At 70.9% G+C, this 20,560-nt stretch carries 17 protein-coding genes; 9 read left to right on the forward strand and 8 right to left on the reverse strand.

The features are described 5' to 3' along the window. Positions 1-121 precede the first annotated feature (121 nt). Entirely contained in the window at positions 122-1,297 is a 1,176-nt protein-coding gene (locus tag ACI2L3_RS02345) for a cation:proton antiporter (protein ID WP_404750400.1), read from the forward strand. Between the two features lie 19 nt (positions 1,298-1,316). Here ACI2L3_RS02345 and ACI2L3_RS02350 read toward each other — a convergent pair whose 3' ends face one another. Beyond that, positions 1,317-2,501 carry a PP2C family protein-serine/threonine phosphatase gene (locus tag ACI2L3_RS02350; protein WP_404750401.1) on the reverse strand — a complete coding sequence of 395 codons (1,185 nt, stop codon included), beginning with the start codon at positions 2,499-2,501 and terminating at the stop codon, positions 1,317-1,319. 129 nt (positions 2,502-2,630) lie between these two features. On the opposite strand from ACI2L3_RS02350, the gene ACI2L3_RS02355 reads away from it, so the two are divergent. Continuing rightward, the gene (locus tag ACI2L3_RS02355) at positions 2,631-3,860 is read left to right on the forward strand and encodes a GNAT family N-acetyltransferase (RefSeq protein ID WP_404750402.1); all 1,230 of its coding nucleotides are present in this window, start codon (positions 2,631-2,633) and stop codon (positions 3,858-3,860) included. Positions 3,861-4,121: 261 nt separating this feature from the next. Here ACI2L3_RS02355 and ACI2L3_RS02360 read toward each other — a convergent pair whose 3' ends face one another. From ACI2L3_RS02360 to ACI2L3_RS02370, 3 genes are all read right to left on the reverse strand, one after another. Beyond that, complete coding sequence (locus tag ACI2L3_RS02360; protein ID WP_404750403.1) at positions 4,122-4,349, reverse strand: superinfection immunity protein; 228 nt, start codon at positions 4,347-4,349, stop codon at positions 4,122-4,124. 62 nt (positions 4,350-4,411) lie between these two features. Continuing rightward, complete coding sequence (locus ACI2L3_RS02365; protein WP_404750404.1) at positions 4,412-5,224, reverse strand: Fpg/Nei family DNA glycosylase; 813 nt, start codon at positions 5,222-5,224, stop codon at positions 4,412-4,414. 98 nt (positions 5,225-5,322) lie between these two features. Then, complete coding sequence (locus tag ACI2L3_RS02370) at positions 5,323-5,808, reverse strand: ribose-5-phosphate isomerase (RefSeq protein WP_404750405.1); 486 nt, start codon at positions 5,806-5,808, stop codon at positions 5,323-5,325. A gap of 180 nt (positions 5,809-5,988) precedes the next feature. Between ACI2L3_RS02370 and ACI2L3_RS02375 the strand changes: the two genes are divergently transcribed. Then, positions 5,989-7,434, forward strand: coding sequence for an amino acid permease (locus ACI2L3_RS02375; protein ID WP_404750406.1), 1,446 nt, complete (start codon positions 5,989-5,991; stop codon positions 7,432-7,434). Between the two features lie 112 nt (positions 7,435-7,546). On the opposite strand, the gene ACI2L3_RS02380 is transcribed toward ACI2L3_RS02375, so the two are convergent. Further along, positions 7,547-8,125, reverse strand: coding sequence for a biotin transporter BioY (locus ACI2L3_RS02380; RefSeq protein ID WP_362987642.1), 579 nt, complete (start codon positions 8,123-8,125; stop codon positions 7,547-7,549). Positions 8,126-8,570: 445 nt separating this feature from the next. Here ACI2L3_RS02380 and ACI2L3_RS02385 point away from each other — a divergent pair, with 445 nt between their 5' ends. The 4 genes from ACI2L3_RS02385 to ACI2L3_RS02400 all read left to right on the forward strand — a co-directional run bounded on the left by ACI2L3_RS02385 (position 8,571) and on the right by ACI2L3_RS02400 (position 12,681). Continuing rightward, complete coding sequence (locus tag ACI2L3_RS02385; protein WP_404750407.1) at positions 8,571-9,887, forward strand: amino acid permease; 1,317 nt, start codon at positions 8,571-8,573, stop codon at positions 9,885-9,887. A 135-nt stretch (positions 9,888-10,022) separates the two neighbouring features. Then, positions 10,023-11,447 (forward strand): amino acid permease, encoded by a 1,425-nt coding sequence (locus ACI2L3_RS02390; RefSeq protein WP_404750408.1) that lies wholly within the window; start codon positions 10,023-10,025, stop codon positions 11,445-11,447. Positions 11,448-11,661: 214 nt separating this feature from the next. After that, positions 11,662-12,312, forward strand: a complete 651-nt coding sequence (locus tag ACI2L3_RS02395) for a superoxide dismutase (protein WP_362339562.1) — start codon at positions 11,662-11,664, stop codon at positions 12,310-12,312. A 162-nt stretch (positions 12,313-12,474) separates the two neighbouring features. Further along, positions 12,475-12,681: a hypothetical protein gene (locus ACI2L3_RS02400; protein WP_404750409.1), complete on the forward strand. Its 207-nt coding sequence runs from the start codon at positions 12,475-12,477 to the stop codon at positions 12,679-12,681. 11 nt (positions 12,682-12,692) lie between these two features. On the opposite strand, the gene ACI2L3_RS02405 is transcribed toward ACI2L3_RS02400, so the two are convergent. Beyond that, positions 12,693-13,334: a DsbA family protein gene (locus ACI2L3_RS02405; RefSeq protein ID WP_404750410.1), complete on the reverse strand. Its 642-nt coding sequence runs from the start codon at positions 13,332-13,334 to the stop codon at positions 12,693-12,695. A 159-nt stretch (positions 13,335-13,493) separates the two neighbouring features. On the opposite strand from ACI2L3_RS02405, the gene pepN reads away from it, so the two are divergent. Both pepN and ACI2L3_RS02415 read left to right on the forward strand, forming a co-directional pair. Continuing rightward, positions 13,494-16,070: an aminopeptidase N gene (gene pepN / locus ACI2L3_RS02410; RefSeq protein ID WP_404750411.1), complete on the forward strand. Its 2,577-nt coding sequence runs from the start codon at positions 13,494-13,496 to the stop codon at positions 16,068-16,070. A gap of 146 nt (positions 16,071-16,216) precedes the next feature. Next, entirely contained in the window at positions 16,217-17,272 is a 1,056-nt protein-coding gene (locus ACI2L3_RS02415; RefSeq protein WP_404750412.1) for a hypothetical protein, read from the forward strand. 3 nt (positions 17,273-17,275) lie between these two features. On the opposite strand, the gene ACI2L3_RS02420 is transcribed toward ACI2L3_RS02415, so the two are convergent. Both ACI2L3_RS02420 and ACI2L3_RS02425 read right to left on the reverse strand, forming a co-directional pair. Then, positions 17,276-18,541 carry a serine hydrolase domain-containing protein gene (locus tag ACI2L3_RS02420; protein WP_404750413.1) on the reverse strand — a complete coding sequence of 422 codons (1,266 nt, stop codon included), beginning with the start codon at positions 18,539-18,541 and terminating at the stop codon, positions 17,276-17,278. A 104-nt stretch (positions 18,542-18,645) separates the two neighbouring features. Then, positions 18,646-20,508 carry a TIGR03767 family metallophosphoesterase gene (locus tag ACI2L3_RS02425; RefSeq protein WP_404750414.1) on the reverse strand — a complete coding sequence of 621 codons (1,863 nt, stop codon included), beginning with the start codon at positions 20,506-20,508 and terminating at the stop codon, positions 18,646-18,648. Between the last annotated feature and the right edge of the window lie 52 nt (positions 20,509-20,560).

Genomic DNA, 20,560 nt, shown 5'->3' on the forward strand with positions numbered 1-20,560 from the left:
TCACCCGCACCCCCGAGAAACCCTTTGGTAAGCTAACTATTGACGCGTTCTTTACGAACCCTTGACCAGAGTATCGACTCGAAGGAGCGGGCCCATCGGACACGCAGACACCCTGATAGCCATGGGCGGTGCCTTTCTGGCCGCCGCCGTCCTCGCCCGCCTCGGCGGCCGCATCGGACTCCCCACCATCCCCCTCTTCATCCTGGCCGGGATCCTCCTCGGCCCCCACACCCCCGGCGTGGTCCTGGTCTCCGACCCCCACGACCTGGAGATGCTCTCGGCGCTCGGCCTGGTCCTGCTCCTCTTCTACCTGGGCCTCGAGTTCCACCTGGACGACCTCAAGACCGGCGGCCGCAGGATGGCCGTCGCCGGCGGCACCTACCTCGCCCTGAACGTCGGCGCCGGCCTGGGCTTCGGATTCGCGCTCGGCTGGGGCACCTCCGAAGCGCTGGTCCTCGCCGGGGTCCTCGGCATCTCGTCCTCCGCGATCGTCACGAAGGTCCTGGTCGACACCGGCAGGCTCGGCAACCCGGAGACCAAGCCGATCCTCGGCATCATCGTCGTCGAGGACATCTTCCTGGCCCTCTACCTCGCGGCGCTGCAGCCCATCCTGTCCGGCGCGGACAGCCTCGCGGCGGCCGTCCTCGACGGCGGCAAGGCCTTCGGCTTCCTGCTCCTCCTCGCGCTCGCGGCCCGCTTCGGCACGAAGGCCGTGGGACGGCTGATGGACACCCGGGACGACGAACTCCTCGTCATCTCCTTCCTCGGCGCGGCCGTCTTCGTCGCGGGCGTCTCCGAGTGGTTCGGCGTCGCCGACGCGATCGGCGCGTTCATGGTCGGCCTGATGCTGGGCAGCACGGCCTCCGGCGACCGCATCCGCAAGCTCGTCCATCCGCTGCGCGACGCGTTCGGCGCGATCTTCTTCTTCGCGTTCGGCCTCTCCATCGACCCCGGCGACCTGCCGGTGGTGCTGTGGCCGGTCCTCGCGGCGGTCGCGGTCACGCTCCTGATGAACGTCCTCGCCGGACTCGGCGCGGCACGCGTGTACGGCTTCGGTCCCGGCCCCGCGGCGAACATCTCCACGACGCTGCTCGCCCGCGGCGAGTTCGCCCTGATCCTCGCCACGATGGCGGCGGGCGCGGGCCTCGACGAACGCCTCTCCCCCTTCATCGCGGGGTACGTGCTCCTGCTCGCGGTCCTCGGCCCGCTGGCCGCGGGGCGGTCGGAGTGGCTGGCGCGGGTGCTGCCGGGCGGCCGGGACCACGCGGCGGTGAAGACGGGTTCAGCCGTGCCCTAGGTCCCGGATCGGGGGCGGTTCACGCCTCCCGGCAGATCAGCAGCAGCGCCCTGTCGTCGTTCACGTCCTTCGCGACCGCCTCGATCAGGTGCCAGGCCGCGCCGTGGAAGCCGCCGGCCACATAGCGGTCGGCCTCGCCCGTCAGGCGGTCCATGCCCTCGGCGATGTCGCGGTCGGAGGTCTCGACGAGGCCGTCCGTGAAGAGCATCAGGACGTCGCCGGGGCGCAGGACGCCTTTGACGGGGTCGAACTGCGCGCCGTCGTAGACGCCGAGGAGCGGGCCCTGGCCGGTCTTCTCCTCCCAGCGGCCGCTGCCCGCGCTGAGCTGGAGGCCCGGCGGGTGGCCCGCGGAGAACAGTTCGTAGTCGCCGGTCTCCAGGTCGAGGACGAGGTGGATGGAGGTCGCGAAACCCTCGTCCCAGTCCTGGCGGAGCAGGTAGCCGTTGGCGGCGGGCAGGAAGGCGTGCGGGGGCAGCGAGCCGAGCAGGCCGCCGAACGCGCCGGACAGGAGCAGCGCGCGCGAACCCGCGTCCATGCCCTTGCCCGAGACGTCGGTGAGGACGGCCTCCAGGGTGCGGCCGCCGTTCGTACGGGCCGCGACCACGAAGTCGCCGGAGAAGGACTGGCCGCCGGCCGGCCGCAGCGCCATCTCCCGGTGCCAGCCGCGCGGCAGCTTCGGCAGCTTGCTCTGCACGCGGATGCGTTCGCGCAGGTCGAAGAGCATGGTGCCGCCGCCGCGCCAGGGCACGCCGACCCGGCTGCGGAACTGGGCGATGAGCAGGCCGAAGAAGCCGCAGGCCGCGACCACCAGGACGACGCCCGGAGTGACGCGGGAGGGGCCCTCCGTGTACGGGCCGAGCTGGACGGACTCCACGATGAGGGCCACCGCCGACGCCGCGTACAGACCGAGCAGGCTGGCGGGGCGCAGCAGCAGACCGCCCGCGACGATGGGCAGCACGAGCGCGGCCGGGGAGAACCACACGTTGTCGACGATCGTGCAGAAGGTGATCACCGGGACGGTCAGGAGCAGGCCGGCCAGCGCCACCCAGTCCGAGCCGTCACCGCGGAAGTAGTCGACCCCGGATTTGCGCAGCGCGATACGGGCCCGGTGCAGCCTCTTCTTCATCCGGGCCGTGAACGTCTCGGCTTCCGCACGCCGTTCGCGTCGTACGCGGCGTGCGCGCCCTGCTCGTCGTACCACCATTGCTCGTGGACCTTATCCAGCGGGCCGCGTACTTCGCACGGGAGGTCCCGGTTGTCCCCCGTCGGAGGCGCGTCGCGGAGCGTGGAAATCCTGTCGCACCGGGCGGTATCGCCCTGGTAGGCATGGCATATGACGACAGACTTGCGCGTGCTCGAGAAGGCCCAATGGGACACCTGGTACGGGACGTTGGAGGTCGCGTTCGGCGGTCTGCGGGAGTCCTCGGAGGAGCTGGAGCTGTGGCGGGCGCTCACCGAGTTCGACCGGTCGATCGGTGTCTGGGACGGGGACGCCTGCGTCGGGACGGCCGGGGCGTTCTCCTTCCGGCTCTCCGTGCCGGGTGGCGCGCTGGTGGACACCGCGGGCGTGACGATGGTGGGCGTCGCGGCCACGCACCGGCGGCGCGGAATCCTGACGTCGATGATGCGGCGGCAGCTCGACGACGTGCGCGCGCGGGGCGAGGCGCTGGCCGTGCTCACCGCCTCGGAGCCGGTCATCTACGGCCGCTTCGGGTACGGCGCGGCCACCCAGCAGATGCGGGCCGACATCGATACGACCCGGGTGCGGCTGTCCGTCCCCGCCGGTACCGATGACGTACTTCTCCGGTACGCGAAGCCCGCCGACGTCCACGACGCGTGCGAGGCGCTGTACGCACGCCGGGTCACCGGGCGTCCGGGAATGCTCGCCCGGCAGCCGGGCTGGGAGCGGCTCGGGCTGCTCGACCCGAAGGAGAACCGGGAAGGCGCGTCACCGCTGCAGTGCGTGGTCGCCGAGCGCGCGGGCGAACTCGTCGGTTACGTGCGGTACGCCATCAACCCGGAGTGGGACACGAAGGGTCCCCGGGGCGTGGTGAAGGTGCGCGACGTCGAGGCGCTCGACCCCGCGGCGTACGCGGCGCTGTGGCGGTTCCTCTTCGACATCGACCTGACCTCGTCGGTCGTGGCCCGCAACCGTCCGGTGGACGACCCGCTGCTCCAGCTCGTCTCGGACGTGCGCCGGTGCGACCTGCGGGTGGGCGACTCGCTGTACGTACGGCTCGTGGAGGTGGGCGCGGCGCTGGAGGCACGTACGTACCAGACGCCGCTGGACGTGGTGTTCGAGGTCGAGGACGCCTTCTGCCCCTGGAACGCGGGGCGTTGGCGGCTCACCGGCGACGCGAAGGGCGCCTCGTGCGCGCGCACGGACGACGCGGCCGATCTCGCCCTGTCCATACGCGAGTTGGGCACCGTATATCTCGGCGGGACGTCCCTCACGTCGCTCGCGGGCGCAGGCCGGGTGCGGGAGCTGCGACAGGGCGCCCTGACCGAGGCCTCGGTGGCCTTCGGCTCCGACGTGGCGCCGTGGCTGCCGCACGGGTTCTAGGGCCTGTCCGGCGGATCAGGTCGCGGTCGGGTGGCGGTCGCGTTTGGGTGCAGGTGAGCGGGGTCTGGTGCGTCGAGATGCAAGGCGGAGGAGGGCGGCAACGCGATGGGGGTGCCCCCTGCTCGAGCGAAGCCGAGAGCTCGGGGGAGTTGACAACCGACGACAACGCCGCAGGGTTGGGGTCTCCCCTGCTCGAGCGAAGCCGAGAGCTTGGGGAAGTGCCAGACCCCGCGCCCCGCGGCATGATCCGCCGGACAGGCCCTAGGCGGCTCGGGGCACGGGGGACGTCTTCGGCGGGCGGGTGGCGAGGTAGAGGGCGATCAGCCAGCCGATGACCGAGGCGCCGAAGGCGAGGTTGATGACGAGGACCAGCCAGCGGTGGTCGGCGTCCCGGTTGAAGGCGATGAGGGACGGGAGGAGGAAGAAGGCGACGAAGAGCACGCCTATCGCGATGGCGATCGGCCCGTCGATCCAAGTGGTGCCGAACATGCGGAAGCCCCCGTTGAGCTGGTGAAATCGGTCAGTTGATCTTAAGGGGGCGGGGGCCCTGGTCAGGCCGGGCGCTGGCAGGTGGGGCACCAGAAGAGGTTGCGGGCGGCGAGGTCCGCGGTGCGGATCACGGTGCCGCAGAGGTGACAGGGCTGGTTCGCCCTGCGGTAGACGTACACCTCGCCGCCGTGGTCGTCGACGCGCGGCGGGCGGCCCATCGCCTCGGGGGTGTGCTCGGGCCTGACGGTGTCGATGCGGTTGAGCCGGACGCCTTCGCGCATGAGCTCCACGAGGTCCGTCCAGATCGCGTTCCACCGGGCCTCGGTGAGGTCCTTGCCCTGAATGTACGGGTCGATGCCGTGCCGGAAGAGGACCTCCGCGCGATAGACGTTGCCGACGCCCGCGATGACCTTCTGGTCCATGAGGAGGGCGGCGACGGTGGTGCGGCTGCGGGAGATGCGGTGGTAGGCCTTGTCGGGGTCGTCCGCTTCCCTGAGCGGGTCGGGGCCGAGCCGGTCGTGTATCGCCCGCTTCTCCTCGTCCGTGATGAGGGCGCAGGTGGTGGGGCCGCGGAGGTCGGAGTAGTACGACTCGTTGAGCAGGCGCAGGCGGACGGTGTCCGTGGGGGGCGGCGCGGGGACCTCGCCGAGGGCGTACTTGCCGAAGAGCCCCAGGTGGATGTGGACCCAGCCGGTCCCGGCGAAGCCGAGGAAGAGGTGCTTGCCGTGCGCCTCGGCGGTGTCGAGGACCTGTCCGGTGACGAGGGCGGCGCTGTCGGAGAACTTGCCCTGCGGGCTGGTCGCCCGGACGACTCGGCCCTGGAACCGGTCCCGGTGATCCGCGGCGAGCCGGTGAATGGTGTGCCCCTCAGGCACGGTGTCCCTCCGGGGGTGATGGGGCGAGAAATCGCCTTAAGGGCTCGTCCTCAAACGCCGGACGGGCTGAAGACCAGCGCCGCCCGGCGACGATTCGGCTACGGCTGGGGGTGGTGCGCCGGGATCGCGGGCAGCTCGCCCGTCTCCTCGTACCGCGACAGCATGTCGATGCGGCGCGTATGCCGCTCCTCGCCGGAGTACGGCGTGCTCAGGAAGATCTCGACGAACTTCGTCGCCTCTTCCTGGGTGTGCATGCGGCCGCCGATCGAGATGACGTTCGCGTCGTTGTGCTCGCGGCCGAGCGCCGCGGTCTGCTCGCTCCAGGCCAGGGCCGCCCGCACGCCCTTCACCTTGTTCGCGGCGATCTGCTCGCCGTTCCCGGAGCCGCCGATGACGATGCCGAGGGCCTCCGGGTCCGCGGCGGTCCTCTCCGCGGCGCGCAGGCAGAACGGCGGGTAGTCGTCCTGGGCGTCATAGATGTGGGGCCCGCAGTCGACGGGCTCGTGGCCGTGGCTCTTGAGCCATTCGACCAGGTGGTTCTTGAGTTCGTAGCCGGCATGATCCGAGCCGAGGTACACGCGCATGGGTCCGAGTGTGGCATGTCGCGCGGCGGGTAGCCGCGACCGGGACCTTGGTCCAGGCCGACCGGGACCTTGGTCCAGGCCATTGGCCGGAATACAACGATCCGGAGTCAGGACTTCCGTCCCGTTCACCCCTGAGTTTGAATGCGGGGGCTCGTGACCCGAGAACTTAAGGATTCGTCCATGACCTCGCAACCCTCCCTTGCGAAGGCAGACAGCAACCCCTCATCCCCCGGGGATCCGCAGTCTGGCCACAGTGGTGACACCGACGGCCTCAAGGCGGGTCTGAAGAACCGCCACCTCTCCATGATCGCCATCGGCGGCGTGATCGGCGCCGGTCTCTTCGTCGGCTCCAGCTCCGGCATCGCCGCCGCCGGGCCCGCGATCCTCATCTCGTACGCCCTCGTCGGCACGATGGTCGTCCTCGTGATGCGGATGCTCGGCGAGATGGCCGCCGCCCGGCCCGCCTCCGGCTCCTTCTCCACCTACGCGGACCAGGCGCTCGGCCGCTGGGCCGGCTTCTCCATCGGCTGGCTCTACTGGTTCTTCTGGGTCGTCGTGCTCGCGGTGGAGGCCACCGCGGGCGCCGTGATCCTCAACGGCTGGATACCCGCCGTCCCGCAGTGGGGCTGGGCGCTCATCGTGATGGTGGTGCTCACCGCGACCAACCTGGTCTCGGTCGGCTCCTACGGCGAGTTCGAGTTCTGGTTCGCCGGGATCAAGGTCGTCGCCATCGGCGGCTTCGTCGTCATCGGCCTGCTCGCCGTCTTCGGCCTGCTGCCCGGCTCCGACAACCCCGGCGCCGGATTCGCGCACCTCACCGACGCGGGCGGCTTCATGCCCAAGGGCGCGGGCGCCATCCTCACCGGTGTGCTGATGGTCGTCTTCTCCTTCATGGGCAGCGAGATCGTCACGCTGGCCGCCGGCGAGTCCGAGGACCCGCAGCGCGCCGTCACCAAGGCGACGAACAGCGTCATCTGGCGCATCGGCGTCTTCTACCTGGGCTCGATCTTCGTCGTCATCACACTCCTGCCGTGGAACGACAAGTCGATCACCGAGCACGGCAGTTACGTGGCCGCGCTGAACTCGATCGGCATCCCGCACGCCGGTCAGGTCATGAACGTCATCGTCCTGACGGCCGTGCTCTCCTGCCTCAACTCCGGCCTCTACACCGCATCCCGCATGGCCTTCTCGCTCGGCCAGCGCGGTGACGCGCCCAAGTCCTTCGCGCGCACCAACGCGCGGGGCGTGCCGATGGCCGCGATCCTCGGCTCCGTCGTCTTCGGTTTCGTCGCCGTCTGGTTCAACTACCAGTGGAAGGACACCGTCTTCGACTTCCTGCTCAACTCGTCGGGCGCGGTGGCCCTCTTCGTGTGGCTGATCATCAGCTTCACGCAGCTGCGGATGCGCGGCATCATCCTGCGCGAGGAGCCGGAGAAGCTCGTCGTGAAGATGTGGCTCTTCCCGTACCTGACGTGGGTCACGATCGCGATGATCTCGTTCGTGCTCGTCTACATGCTGACCGACGAGACCGGCCGCAAGCCGGTGCTGCTCTCGCTCCTCGCCGCCGCCTTCGTGGTCGTCTTCTCCCTCGTACGGGAGAAGGTGCGGCCGCGGGCGAACGCCTGACGGAACCCGCACGACTGACGGACCCGTACGCCCCGGAAACACTGAAGAGGCTCGCCGAGTAAGGCCACATACGGCCCGGCGAGCCTCTTCAGGCGTGACTGGGGTGTTCGCGTCAGCGGTCCAGGAGCTTCCACGCCGTGGGCAGCGCGCCCATCGCGAGCGCGGCCTTCAGGGCGTCGCCGATCAGGAAGGGCGTGAGCCCGGCGGCGACGGCCTGGGTCAGCGACATGCCGGTGGCGGCGGCCAGGTACGGGACGCCGACCGCGTAGATGATCGCGGAGCCGAGGACCATCGTGCCCGCCGTGCGCAGCACCGAGCGGTCGCCGCCGCGGCGGGCCAGCGCGCCCACCACCGTGGCGGCGAGCAGCATGCCGAGGACGTAGCCGAGGGACGGGGCCGCGACGCCGGAGCCCGCCTGGGCGAACCACGGCATGCCCGCCATGCCCACGAGGGCGTACACCGCGAGCGAGAGGAAGCCGCGGCGGGCGCCGAGCGACGTGCCGACGAGCAGCGCGGCGAAGGTCTGGCCGGTCACCGGCACCGGGGAGCCAGGCACGGGCACCGCGATCTGGGCGGCGATCCCGGTGAGCGCGGCGCCGCCGAGCACGAGCGCCGCGTCCTTCACGCGGGACGCGGGCAGCAGGTCGGCGAGGACCTGGCCGGGACGGGTGGTGGCAGCGGCGATGCTCATCGGGACTCCGCGGGGGGACGTGGGCAGGTGGGGAACGCGTTGACGCTATCCCAGGCGGCCGCGCGGGAACACGGTCACCGGCCGACAACCCCGGGGCGGGGCCTTGGTGGGCTCCGCACAAAGGGGCACCCGTACACCTCGGGCGGCGTGACGCTCGTCACGGAGGTCGGCGGGCGGGTGCCCCGTTTTGCGCGAGGGGCTGCCGCCCGGGGAGACTGTAGGTTCCCGCTAAACCACTGAGCACCCTGAGAGCAAGCTGAACGCCATGCACGACCAATTGCCGCCCGACGAGACGGCACCCGGCACCGGGGGTTGTGCCCACCCTTCCCCAAGCTCTCGACTGCGCTCGGGCAGGGGAGGCCCCACTCGCCGTGCGGGACGCCTGCCCACAACAGCAACGGAGCCCGAACCCCTAGGGGGCGGTCTCAAGCAGCGGCACCTCACCATGCTCGGGCTCGGTGGCGTGATCGGCGCCGGGCTGTTCGTGGGGTCGGGGGCCGGGATCTCCGTCGCGGGCCCCGGCATCGTCGTCTCGTATCTGATCGCGGGCGCGCTCGCGATGTGCGTGATGCGGATGCTCGGTGAGATGTCGGCCGCGATGCCCGCCTCGGGCTCGTTCTCCGTGCACGCGGAGCGCGCGCTGGGCCGCTGGGCGGGGTTCAGCGTCGGCTGGCTCTACTGGTTCCTGCTGGTGGTGGTGCTCGCCGTGGAGGCGACCGGCGCCGCGCAGATCGCGCACGGCTGGGCGCCCGCGGTGCCGCAGTGGGCGTGGGTGCTGATCTTCATGCTGGTCTTCACCGCCGCCAACCTGGCCTCGGTGAAGAACTTCGGCGAGTTCGAGTTCTGGTTCGCGGCCCTGAAGGTCTTCGCGATCGTCGCGTTCCTGGTCCTCGGCCTGCTCGCGGTCTTCGGGGTGCTGCCCGACACGGACCCGGTGGGCCTCACCAACCTCACCGGGCAGGGCGGCTTCCTGCCGAACGGCTGGGAGGGCGTCGTCTCGGGCGTCCTCGCCGTCGTCTTCGCGTTCGGCGGCCTGGAGGTCGTGACGATCGCGGCCGCCGAGTCCGACGACCCGGTGCGCTCGGTCGCCCGCGCGGTGCGCAGCGCGGTCTACCGCATCCTCTTCTTCTACGTCGGGTCGATGCTCGTCATCGTGACCGTGCTGCCCTGGACGGTGCAGAAGGCGGGGGCCAGCCCGTACGTGACGGTGCTCGACTCGGTCGGGGTGCCGTCGGCCGGGACCCTCATGAACATCGTGGTGTTCGTGGCGCTGCTCTCCGCGCTGAACGCCAACCTCTACGGGTCGTCCCGCATGGTCTTCTCGCTGGCCGAGCGCGGCGAGGCACCGAAGGCCCTCCTGAAGGTGTCCGGCGGCGGGGTGCCGCGCCGCGCGGTCCTCGCGTCCGTCGCCTTCGGCTTCGTGTCCGTCGTCCTCAATCTGAAGTGGCCGGACTCCGTCTTCCTCTACATGCTCAACTCCGTCGGCGCGGTGCTCCTCTTCGTCTGGGCGCTGATCGCGGTCTCGCAGCTGCGGCTGCGCCGGCGCATCGAGCGGGAGGCCCCGGAGCGGCTCGTGCTGCGGATGTGGGCGTTCCCGTATCTGACGTGGGCGGCGCTGGCGGCGATGGCCGCCGTACTGGGGCTGATGGTGACGGACGAGGGGGCGCGGCCGCAGCTGCTGTGGTCGGCGGGGGCGACGGGGCTTGTGCTCGTGATCGCGGGGCTGCGGGAGTGGCACGCGGCACGTGTGAAGAACAGATGAACTTGATGTGCGCATTTCTTCACAACGTGTGAGCGTCGTGTCCGTATAGCGGTCAAGTGTTCCCTGTCAGCGGTACCGGAGCTCAAACTGTGGGCCGCTCGCTCCCCCGTCTCGGCTACTGAACAGGGCACGCCCATGTCTCGGACGTCCACCCAGCAGGACGCAGCACCCGAAGAGATCCCCAAGGCCGACTCGCCGCTCGTGCACGGCCTCAAGCAGCGGCATCTTTCCATGATCGCCCTCGGTGGCGTGATCGGGGCCGGTCTCTTCGTCGGCTCCGGGGCGGGCATCGCCGCGGCCGGTCCCTCGATCGTCCTCGCCTACGCGATATCCGGCGCGCTCGTCATGCTCGTGATGCGCATGCTCGGCGAGATGTCGGCCGCGAACCCGGCGTCGGGCTCCTTCTCGGTCCACGCCGAGCGGGCCATCGGCCCGTGGGCGGGCTTCACCGCGGGCTGGGGCTTCTGGTTCCTGCTCTGTGTCGCCGTCGGCCTGGAGGGCATCGGCGCCGCGAAGATCATGGTCGGCTGGTTCCCCGACAGCCCGGAGTGGGCGTGGGTCGCCCTCTTCATGCTGGTGTTCTGCGGCGCGAACCTGACGGCCGTGAAGAACTTCGGCGAGTTCGAGTTCTGGTTCGCCGCCCTCAAGGTCGGCGCGATCACGCTCTTCCTCGGCATCGGCGCCCTCGCGATCCTCGGCATCCTGCCCGGCTCGGACGCCCCGGCCCCCGGCCTGGAGAACCTCAGCGGCGAGGGCGGGTTCATGCCGAACGGCACGGACGGCCTGATCATCGGCCTCCTCGCCTCCGTCTTCGCGTACGGCGGCCTGGAGACCGTCACGATCGCCGCCGCCGAGTCCGAGAACCCGGTCAAGAGCGTCGCCAAGGCCGTGCGCACGGCGATGTGGCGCATCGCCGTCTTCTACGTCGGCTCGATGCTCGTCGTCGTCACGCTGCTGCCGTGGGACAACAAGGAAGTCGTCGCCAAGGGCCCCTACGTCGCCACGCTCGACCACCTGGGCATCCCCGGCGCCGGCGAGATCATGAACGTCATCGTCCTGATCGCCCTGCTCTCCGCGATGAACGCCAACATCTACGGCGCCTCCCGCATGTCGTACTCCCTGATCGAGCGCGGCCAGGGCCCGAAGGCGCTCGGCCGCGTGTACAGCGGCGTGCCGCGCCTCGCCGTCCTCGCCTCCTCGGTCTTCGGCTTCGTCTGCGTGCTGCTCAGCTACTGGCGCCCCGACGACGTCTTCCCGTGGCTGCTCAACATGATCGGCGCGATGATCCTGGTCGTCTGGATCTTCATCGCCGTCTCGCAGCTGATCCTGCGCCGCAGGACGGAGCGCGAGGCTCCGGAGACGCTGGTCGTGAAGATGTGGGGCTTCCCGTTCCTGACGTGGGTGGCGCTGGCCGCGATGGCGTACGTCTTCTACCTGATGACCGATCAGCCGGACACGCGCAAGCAGCTGCTCGCCACGGGCGCGCTGACGCTGGGGCTCGCGGTGATCGGGTTCGTGCGGCAGAAGATGGCGGAGAAGCGGGCGGCGACGTCCGTCTGAGAACTCACGGAGAAGCCCCGGACCTGGCGGTCCGGGGCTTTTTCGTGCGCGCGGGCCGCGGGCGGCCCGCGGTCTTCCCGTGCGGACCTAGGTCCAAGGGCTGATCAACTTCCCCGGCCTCCTGCTGCTAGCCTGCACTTGCGAGAGAGTTGCAATAAGTTGAGCAACACAACAGCGCACCACATGCAGAGCAGCAGTCGGAGGGCTCGGACTCATGGCCATTTACACGCTTCCTGAACTTCCGTACGACTACGCGGCGCTCGAACCTGTCATCAACCCGCAGATCATCGAGCTGCACCACGACAAGCACCACGCGGCGTACGTGAAGGGCGCGAACGACACCCTGGAGCAGCTGGAGGAGGCTCGCGACAAGGAGACGTGGGGCGCCATCAACGGCCTGGAGAAGAACCTGGCCTTCCACCTCTCCGGCCACATCCTGCACAGCATCTACTGGCACAACATGAACAGCCCGAAGGACGGCGGCGGCGGCGAGCCGCTGGCCGCCGACGGTGTCGGTGACCTCGCGGACGCCATCACCGAGTCCTTCGGCTCCTTCGCCAAGTTCAAGGCCCAGCTGACCAAGGCCTCGGCGACGACGCAGGGCTCCGGCTGGGGTGTGCTCGCCTACGAGCCGCTCAGCGGCCGCCTCATCGTCGAGCAGGTCTACGACCACCAGGGCAACGTCGGCCAGGGCTCCACGCCGATCCTGGTCTTCGACGCCTGGGAGCACGCCTTCTACCTGCAGTACAAGAACCAGAAGGTCGACTTCATCGAGGCCATGTGGCAGGTCGTCAACTGGCAGGACGTGGCGAAGCGTTACGCCGCCGCCAAGGAGCGGGTCAACAGCCTGCTGCTGGCCCCGTGAGCCAGGGCTGTCGTCCGCTCCCCCGGTGACAGCCCAGCAGGGTCCTGCCTCGTGATCGTCTTCTCAACCTTCACCGAGGCGGGCCGATAAAGGAAAGGCCCCCGTGAGGACGTGACTCACGGGGGCCTTTCGGTATGCCCGGTTCCGGGACACTGTGGCGGCATGGTGGACGAGAAGCACTGCCCCACGTGCCGCGAACTGCACCTGTTCCGCCGGGTCACCCCGGCCGAGGAGGACCACATCGCCGCGACCGCCGGCCGCGCGCACGCCCGGGGATTCTGGCGCTGCACCAACCCGGGCTGCCTGTGGGTGCAGCCCTATCACGTGCAGAGCAGGGGGTTCGAGCTCCCCGGGGAGAGCTTCGGCTGACGCCGCCCGCCTCAGTCGAAGATCGGGCCCTGGGTGCGGGTCCGCTTGATCTCGTAGAAGCCCGGCGTCGACGCCACGAGCAGCGTGCCGTCCCAGAGCTTCGCCGCGGCCTCGCCCTTGGGAGCGGGAGTGACGACGGGGCCGAAGAAGGCGACCTGGTCGCCGTCGGCGCCGGGGACCGCGATGACGGGCGTGCCGACCTCCTGGCCGACCTTGTCGATGCCTTCCTTGTGCGAGGCGCGCAGCTCCGTGTCGTACGCGTCCGATTCCATGTACTCGACGAGGTCGGCGGGCAGGCCGACGTCCTCCAGGGCGCCGACGACGGCCTCGCGCGTGGGGCCCTCGCCGCGGTTGTGGAAGCGGGTGCCGAGCGCGGTGTAGAGGTCGCCGACGACCTCGTCGCCGTGCTTCTGCTGGGCCGCGATGACGACCCGGACCGGGCCCCAGGCCTGCGTCTCCAGCATCTCGCGGTACTCCTCGGGCAGCTCGTCGAGCTTGTCCTCGTTGAGGACGGCGAGGCTCATCACGTGCCAGCGCACCGTCACGTCACGGACCTTCTCGACCTCGAGCATCCAGCGCGACGTCATCCAGGCCCAGGGGCACAGCGGGTCGAACCAGAAGTCGACGGGGGTCTTGCTGCCGTTCTCGGACATGTCTCTCCCTAGGGAATCCGTTCGCATCTGGCCGGGGAAACGTCAGTGGCGCACCGGGGCATTCCCGGATGTCGGCCGCAGACGGCACATGCGAGGATCGTAGACATTCGTACGAGTCAGGCGAATCACAGCCATGCGAGTCACAAGGGAGTGCCGCCCGTGCCCGGTGAGAATCTGTCCCGCGACGAGGCCCGCGAGAGGGCCGCGCTGCTCTCCGTCGATGGTTACGAGGTCTTCCTCGACCTCAGGTCGGCGGTCGGCGAGAGCGGTCAGGAGCCGCGCACGTTCCGCTCGGTCACCACGATCCGCTTCCGCAGCGCCGAGCCGGGCGCCGCGACCTTCGCGGACCTGATCGCGCCGAGCGTCACGGCGCTCTCGCTCAACGGCAAGGACCTGGACCCCTCCGAGGTCTTCGACGGCACCAGGATCACCCTGGAGGACCTCGCCGAGGAGAACGAACTGGTGGTGGACGCCCAGTGCGCCTACAGCCGCACCGGTGAGGGCATGCACCGCTTCGTCGACCCGGAGGACGGCGAGGTCTATCTGTACACGCAGTACGAGCCCGCGGACTCCCGCCGCGTCTTCGCCAACTTCGAGCAGCCCGACCTGAAGGCGCCCTACCGCTTCTCGGTGCAGGCCCCGGAGGGCTGGACCGCGTGGTCGAACGGCGTGGGTGAGCTGGCCGACGGCGTCTGGCGGTTCGCCGAGACGAAGCCGATCTCGACCTACATCACGGCGGTCGTCGCGGGCCCCTATCACTACGTCACTGACTCCTACTCCCGCGTCCTGGACGACGGCACGCGTCTGGAGATCCCGCTCGGCGCGATGTGCCGCAAGGGCCTCGCCCCGCACTTCGACGCCGACGACGTCTTCCTCGTCACCAAGCAGGGCCTGGACTTCTTCCACGACAACTTCGACTGTCCGTACCCCTTCGGGAAGTACGACCAGGCGTTCGTCCCCGAGTACAACCTCGGCGCGATGGAGAACCCGGGCCTGGTGACCTTCCGCGAGGAGTTCATCTTCCGCGGCAAGGTGACCCAGGCGTCGTACGAGCGCCGGGCCAACGTCATCCTCCACGAGATGGCCCACATGTGGTTCGGCGACCTCGTCACCATGCGCTGGTGGGACGACCTGTGGCTCAAGGAGTCCTTCGCCGACTTCATGGGCTCCTTCTCGATGGTGGAGGCGACCCGCTTCGCCAACGGCTGGATCACCTTCGCCAACAACCGCAAGGCGTGGGCCTACCGCGCCGACCAGCTGCCCTCCACCCACCCGGTCACGGCCGACATCCGCGACTTGGAGGACGCCAAGCTCAACTTCGACGGGATCACCTACGCGAAGGGCGCCTCGGTCCTCAAGCAGCTCGTCGCGTACGTGGGGCGTGACGCGTTCCTGGAAGGCGCCCGGCGCTACTTCAAGCGGCACGCGTACGGCAACACGGTCCTCGGTGACCTGCTCTCCGTCCTGGAGGAGACGTCCGGGCGCGACATGGGCTCCTGGGCCCGCTCGTGGCTGCAGACCGCCGGCGTCAACTCCCTGACCCCGCAGGTCATCCTGAACGCGGAGGGCCGGATCACCGAGCTGTCGGTGCTCCAGGAGGCCGCCGAGTCCCACCCCGAACTCCGCCCGCACCGCGTGGCCGTGGGCCTCTACCGCCGCACGCCCGACGGCGACCTGGAGCGGTACGCCCGCGCGGAGATCGACGTCGACGGGCCGCGCACCGTTGTGGCCGAGCTGGCCGGCGAGGCCGCGCCCGAGCTGGTCCTGGTCAACGACGACGACCTGACGTACTGCAAGATCCGCTTCGACGAGAACTCCCTCGCCACCCTGCGGGACCACCTCGGCGACATCACCGACCCGCTGGCCCGCGCCCTGTGCTGGTCGGCGCTGTGGAACCTCACGCGGGACGGGCTGATGCCCGCGCGCGACTTCATCGGGCTCGTGCTCCGCTTCGCCGGGCGCGAGAGCGACATCGGCGTGCTGCAGATGCTCCACGCGTGGGTGCGGTCCGCCCTCACGCACTACGCCGCGCCGCAGTGGCGCGAGGAGGGCGGCCGGGCGCTCGCCGAGGGCGCGCTGCGGGAGCTGCGGATCGCGGCGCCGGGCAGCCAGCACCAGCTGACGTGGGCGCGGTTCTTCGCCGCGGTGGCGTCGTCGGCGGCCGACCTGCAGCTGTTGCAGGGCCTGTTGGCGGGCAGCGCGAAGATCGACGGCCTGGAGGTCGACCAGGAGCTGCGCTGGGCGTTCCTGGGCCCGCTGGCCGCGCACGGCGTCGCCGACGAGGAGACCCTCGCCGCCGAGCTGGCCAGGGACGACACGGCGTCCGGCAAGCGGCACCAGGTGCGGTGCCTGGCGGCGCGGCCCTCGGCGGCGGTCAAGGCGCAGGCGTGGGCCTCCGTGGTGGAGTCCGACACGCTGTCCAACGCGCTGGTGGAGGCGACCATCTCGGGGTTCACGCAGCCCTCGCAGCGGGAGCTCACCGCGCCGTACGTGCCCAAGTACTTCGCCGCCATCGAGCGGGTGTGGGCGGAGCGGTCCATCCAGATCGGCATGGACGTGGTGCGGGGCCTCTTCCCGCACTTGCAGGGGGACGCGGCGACGCTCGCGGCGGCGGACGAGTGGCTCGCCTCCCACGAGGCGTCCGCGCCGGCCCTGCGCCGCCTGGTCCTGGAGGCCCGCGACGACCTGTTCCGCTCGCTGCGGGCACAGGCGTGCGACGCGGGGGCGGCGGCCTAGGCTCTGCGGCCAGATCAGGGAGGGGCGCTCGGCGCGGGGACTCATCGGCTGTCGAACGCCCGTGCTTTAGGGCGAGCTTGTCCGGGTTTGTCGACGGGCTTGTAACAGCGGTTAGCGGGGTGACCGGGCGAGGGAACGACCGGGGCATGAACCACGACACCCCGCTCTCCCCCCTCCCCCTCCAGCACCTCGCGGACGCCCGGCCCCGCGTCATGAGCACCGCCCAGCTCGGCGAGCACGGTGTCTCCGCGGCGGACGCGGGCGCCCACTGCCGGCCCGGCGGCCCCTGGCAGCAACTGCTGCCGGGGGTCTGCCTGTTGCACCCGGGGCCGCCGACCAGCGAGGAACGGCTGCACGGCGCCCTGCTGTACGCGGGGCGGCCGCCGGCCCGGCAGGTAGGGGCCGTGCCCGCCCAGCCCAGCGCGGGCGAGCCGCACGCCCCGTACGCGGACGCGATGATCACCGGTCTCGCCGCACTGGCCCTGCACCGCTTCTCGTCCGCTCCCCCGCTGCTCTCCCTGGACCGCATCGACGTCCTGGTGCCCCGCACCCGGCGCCTGCGTTCGGTCGGCTTCGCGCGGCTTGTGCGCACGCCGGTGATGCCGACTTCGCAGCAGGTCACGGGAGTTCCGGTCGCCCCGGTGCCGCGCGCCCTCGCCGACGCCGTGGCGCAGCTCTCCGAAGCGGGTGCCGTGCGGCGGCTGCTCACCGAGGCGGTGCGCGGCGGGCACTGCGAAGCTGCCGCGGTCGTCCGTGAGTTGAGCCTGGCCAGGCTGCTGAACCGGCCGCATGTCGTGGACGCCGTCGACTCGCTGCTCGCCGAGGGGCGGGCCATCGCCGAGGACCGGCTGTACCGGATGGTCGAGGAGCACGGCCTGCCCGCCCCGTTGTGGAACGTCGACCTGCGCCTGCCCGGCGGCCCACCCCTCGGCGGCGTCGACGCCTACTGGCCCGACCAGGCCGTGGCCGTGGAGCTCGACACGCGGGCGCCCCGCCAGGGCCTCCGGCAGGACGACGACGCGCTGTGGTCCGAGTACGTCCGCAAGCGCGAGCACCTGGAGCGGCTGGGCATCACCGTCGTCCACATCACCCCGCGCAAGCTCAGGGACTCGCTGGAGCAGCAGGCCACCGTGGTGCGGACGGCGCTGATGGCATCGGCCGACCGCGAGCCGGCGGCGTATGTGGTGGTGCTGCCCAGGTAGCGCTCACCAGTTCTTGCCACGGAGCTGGTCCTTGCCGCAGAACTCCGCGTTGAGGACCGCCGCCCCCGCGTCAGTGGGGCCGTTGAAGTTGAGTGCCAGCGCGTGGCGGCCGTCCGCCGTGGCACCGGCCGCGGACGACGAGCCGTGCATGTCGCCGCCGTGGCCCCAGACGACCGTGCCGCAGTCGGTCCTGAAGGGTTCCAGGCCGAGCCCGTACCGCTGGCCGGGCCGGTCGGCGCCCTTCGGCACGGTGGTCTTCATCGCGGCGAGCTGCCGTTTCGGCAGCAGCTTGCCGCGGAGCAGGGCGCTGTAGAAGCGGGTCAGGTCGGCCGAGTCGGAGATCATCTCGCCGGCCGCGCCGCCCACGGACGGGTTCATCTCCGTGACGTCGTGGTTCTTGGCGCCGGGGGCGTCGGAGAGCCTGGTGTAGGCGCGGGAGCTGGGGTGCGGCACGGTGGGGTCGGTGCCAGGCAGAGTGGTGTCGCGCAGGCCGAGCGGCTCGATGACGCGCCGGCGGATCTCCTGCGCGTAGGGCGCTCCGGTGACCTTCTCGATGATCAGGCCGGCGACGACGTAGTTGGTGTTGGAGTACTTCCAGGCGGTGCCGGGCGCGAAGTCCGGCTCGTGGCGCACGGCCATCGCGACCTGCTGCCCGGCGGTCCAGGTGTCGTAACGGTGGCGGAGGAAGTCCTCGGTGAACACCTTCTGCCTGAACTCCGGATCGTCCGAGATGTTGAAGATCCCGCTGGTGTGGTTGAGGAGTTGGCGCACAGTGATCCGGTCGCCGTCGTGGCCGTTGCCCTCGACGACGCCCGGCAGCCACCGCCCGACCGTGTCGTCCAGGGAGAGTTCGCCCTCGGCCTCCAGCTGAAGGAGGACCGTCGCGACGAAGGTCTTGGTGATGCTGCCGACGCGGTAGTGGTCGTGGGCCCCGCGCGGTGTGCCCCGCTCCAGGTCGCCGATGCCCGCGGCGGCGTTCCAGGGGCCGTGGCGGTCCACGGCCCGCGCGGTCACGCCGACGACGTCGTCGTTCAGACCGGCCTCCATGGCCCGCCGGGTCGCGCGGTGCGACCCCTTGTCCGCTGTGTCCGCCGTATCCGCCGTGTCCGTCCTGTGCGTCCCGCCCGCCCCGTCCGTCCTGTCCGCCCTGTGCGTCGCGGCGGACGCGGGGGCCGCGGCACCGCCCGCCGTCACCGCCATCGCCACCGTCGCCGCCACCGCGACGGCCCACGCCGCCGCACCCGTCCGTCGCCTGCTCGCTGCCGCCATGTCTCTGTCCGTCCCTTCCGGTCACGACTGCCGTCGGGCGGAGGGACACGCGTGCCGGGTGTGGGGTTGAGTGCCGCGTGAAGTTCGTTGCGGCGGGGCCGGATTCAGCCCTTCCGCAGCACCAGTTCAGTATTTCGGTCGCTGTTCTCGCCGCCCAGGGCGGGCTTCGCGCCGGGGGCGTTGAAGGAGAGCTCGCGGTACAGCGCGGCCAGGCCGGTCTGCGAGAGGTCGGCGAAGTCGGTGCGGTGCGGGGCGGCGGATTCGATGAGCGTGGTGAAGAGGGAGACCGTGCCGTCGTGGTTGTCGGTGATCTCCACCACCCGCGCGAGCTGCGGGAAGTCGATGTGCGAGGCGGTGGAGACCTCCCAGAAGGAGCCGTGCGGGGTGCGGTGCGGGGTGATCCTGTTCTTGTGGCTGTGGCCGTTGACCCAGGCGAGGACGGAGCGGTGCCGGCCCAGCAGCGAGACGATCTCGTCGCCGCCGTGCCGGGCCTCGCCGGGGCGGGCCGGGTCGTGGCGGAGGTTGCGCATGGTCCTGCTGGTGTGGTGGCTGAAAACGACCACGTACGACGGGCCGCCGTCGCGCCGCTCGTTGGCCTCGAGTTCGCGTTCCAGCCAGCGCAGTTGGGCGGTGCCGAGCGAGCCTTCGTAGTGGCCGCCGGGGTCGGTGGTGTCCAGGCTGATGCCGAGCACGTCGTCGCTGATGCGGAAGGAGTAGTACTGGGTGGCGGCGGCGAGGTTCTCCTGGGTGTAGCCGTGGCCGTGCGGGCCGGGGCCCGTGTGGGCGGGGTCGAGGTGCGCCTGGAGGTACTCGACGGGGGTGAAGGGTGCCCGTGCCGGGTCCGGCGTGACGGACCGCATGCGGCGCTTCTCGCTCCGCAGCAGCTCCTTGAAGTGCGCGCCCTTGGGGTCACGGCCCTTCTTGACCGCCTTCCAGAGGGCGGCTCCGCGCGACGCGTCCAGCGACATGAGCTTCTGCCCGCCGACGGCGAACTCGGTGAAGTACGGGTCCTCGGGCGCCCAGCAGCCGCCGGGCAGGGCGTCGTGGTTGCCGACCGTGGAGTACCAGGGCAGGCCGAGGCCGGGGCTGTTGACCTCGCGGATCGCGGCGTCGAGGAACCCGTGCAGGTGCGGGAAGCCGAACTGTTTGTCGGCGTCGCGCAGGGTGTCGTCCGGGTGCCAGTACAGCTTGAGGCCGCTGGCCTGCACGCCTTCGTAGTGGCGCGGGTCGCCCGTGTTGGGGGTGACGCGGCCGCCGTTCATCACCTTGAGGTACCAGTCCAGTTCGGCCCGGGAGTTGTTGTCGGTGTTGTCGCCGGTCGTCACGACGCAGTGCAGGGGCGCGCCGGTGGCGGGCGCGCCGCGCAGCGCGTTGACGCGTTCGACGAGGGCGACGGCGCCCGCCACGGACAGGGACTCGTGGGGCCGCCAGGCGCTCGCGGTCTGCGCGCGCAAGTACTCGTAGCGGAGCGGGTGTTGTACGTCGACGATGTGCAGGTCGGTGAATTGCACGAAGGCGGCGAGCGCGGTCCGCCGCCCCTCGCGGCCGTTCTTGGCCGCCGCGAGGTCGCCGCGGACGACGCGCGGCCAGGCGGGCCCGTCGCCGAGCCGCCGGTAGCCGGTGGTGCCGTGCGGGGCGGCGACGGTGAGGAGGGTGGTGCCGTTCTTGTACGGCATGAGGGGCGCGGCGGGCGCCGACCGGGAGCGCGGGACGGTGGCGTGGCCCGCGGGGGCGGCGTTTCCGGCCCCGGCGCCGGGGCCGAACGCGTAGCCGAGTCCGGCGGAGAGGGTGACCGCTCCGGTGGCGGCGAGGAACGCGCGGCGGTCGAGGCGGGCGGCGGCGCCGGCCACGGCGGAGGCCGCGCGGGCCGTCGCGGTGACGGCGCCGGCCCCGTCACCCGCGGTGGCGGCGGTGGTCGCGGTGGGCGCGGTGACTTTGGCGGTGGCGACAGAGCGTATGCGCGGCATGCGCGGTCTCCCCGGTGCGAACGCGTCGGCAGTGGTCGCGGGCGCCCCGGCC

The sequence above is a fragment of the Streptomyces sp. NPDC029674 genome (genome assembly GCF_044903205.1).
Classification (GTDB): Bacteria; Actinomycetota; Actinomycetes; order Streptomycetales; family Streptomycetaceae; genus Streptomyces.

Bases quoted from the DNA above. Each gene is read 5' to 3' on its own strand.
- ACI2L3_RS02420 (WP_404750413.1), bottom strand. From the start codon at position 18,541: ATGGCGGCAGCGAGCAGGCGACGGACGGGTGCGGCGGCGTGGGCCGTC.
- ACI2L3_RS02375 (WP_404750406.1), top strand. From the start codon at position 5,989: ATGACCTCGCAACCCTCCCTTGCGAAGGCAGACAGCAACCCCTCATCC.
- ACI2L3_RS02400 (WP_404750409.1), top strand. From the start codon at position 12,475: ATGGTGGACGAGAAGCACTGCCCCACGTGCCGCGAACTGCACCTGTTC.
- ACI2L3_RS02395 (WP_362339562.1), top strand. From the start codon at position 11,662: ATGGCCATTTACACGCTTCCTGAACTTCCGTACGACTACGCGGCGCTC.
- ACI2L3_RS02355 (WP_404750402.1), top strand. From the start codon at position 2,631: ATGACGACAGACTTGCGCGTGCTCGAGAAGGCCCAATGGGACACCTGG.
- ACI2L3_RS02415 (WP_404750412.1), top strand. From the start codon at position 16,217: ATGAACCACGACACCCCGCTCTCCCCCCTCCCCCTCCAGCACCTCGCG.
- ACI2L3_RS02380 (WP_362987642.1), bottom strand. From the start codon at position 8,125: ATGAGCATCGCCGCTGCCACCACCCGTCCCGGCCAGGTCCTCGCCGAC.
- ACI2L3_RS02360 (WP_404750403.1), bottom strand. From the start codon at position 4,349: ATGTTCGGCACCACTTGGATCGACGGGCCGATCGCCATCGCGATAGGC.
- ACI2L3_RS02390 (WP_404750408.1), top strand. From the start codon at position 10,023: ATGTCTCGGACGTCCACCCAGCAGGACGCAGCACCCGAAGAGATCCCC.
- ACI2L3_RS02370 (WP_404750405.1), bottom strand. From the start codon at position 5,808: ATGCGCGTGTACCTCGGCTCGGATCATGCCGGCTACGAACTCAAGAAC.
- ACI2L3_RS02425 (WP_404750414.1), bottom strand. From the start codon at position 20,508: ATGCCGCGCATACGCTCTGTCGCCACCGCCAAAGTCACCGCGCCCACC.
- ACI2L3_RS02350 (WP_404750401.1), bottom strand. From the start codon at position 2,501: ATGGTGGTACGACGAGCAGGGCGCGCACGCCGCGTACGACGCGAACGG.
- ACI2L3_RS02345 (WP_404750400.1), top strand. From the start codon at position 122: ATGGGCGGTGCCTTTCTGGCCGCCGCCGTCCTCGCCCGCCTCGGCGGC.
- ACI2L3_RS02405 (WP_404750410.1), bottom strand. From the start codon at position 13,334: ATGTCCGAGAACGGCAGCAAGACCCCCGTCGACTTCTGGTTCGACCCG.
- ACI2L3_RS02385 (WP_404750407.1), top strand. From the start codon at position 8,571: ATGCTCGGGCTCGGTGGCGTGATCGGCGCCGGGCTGTTCGTGGGGTCG.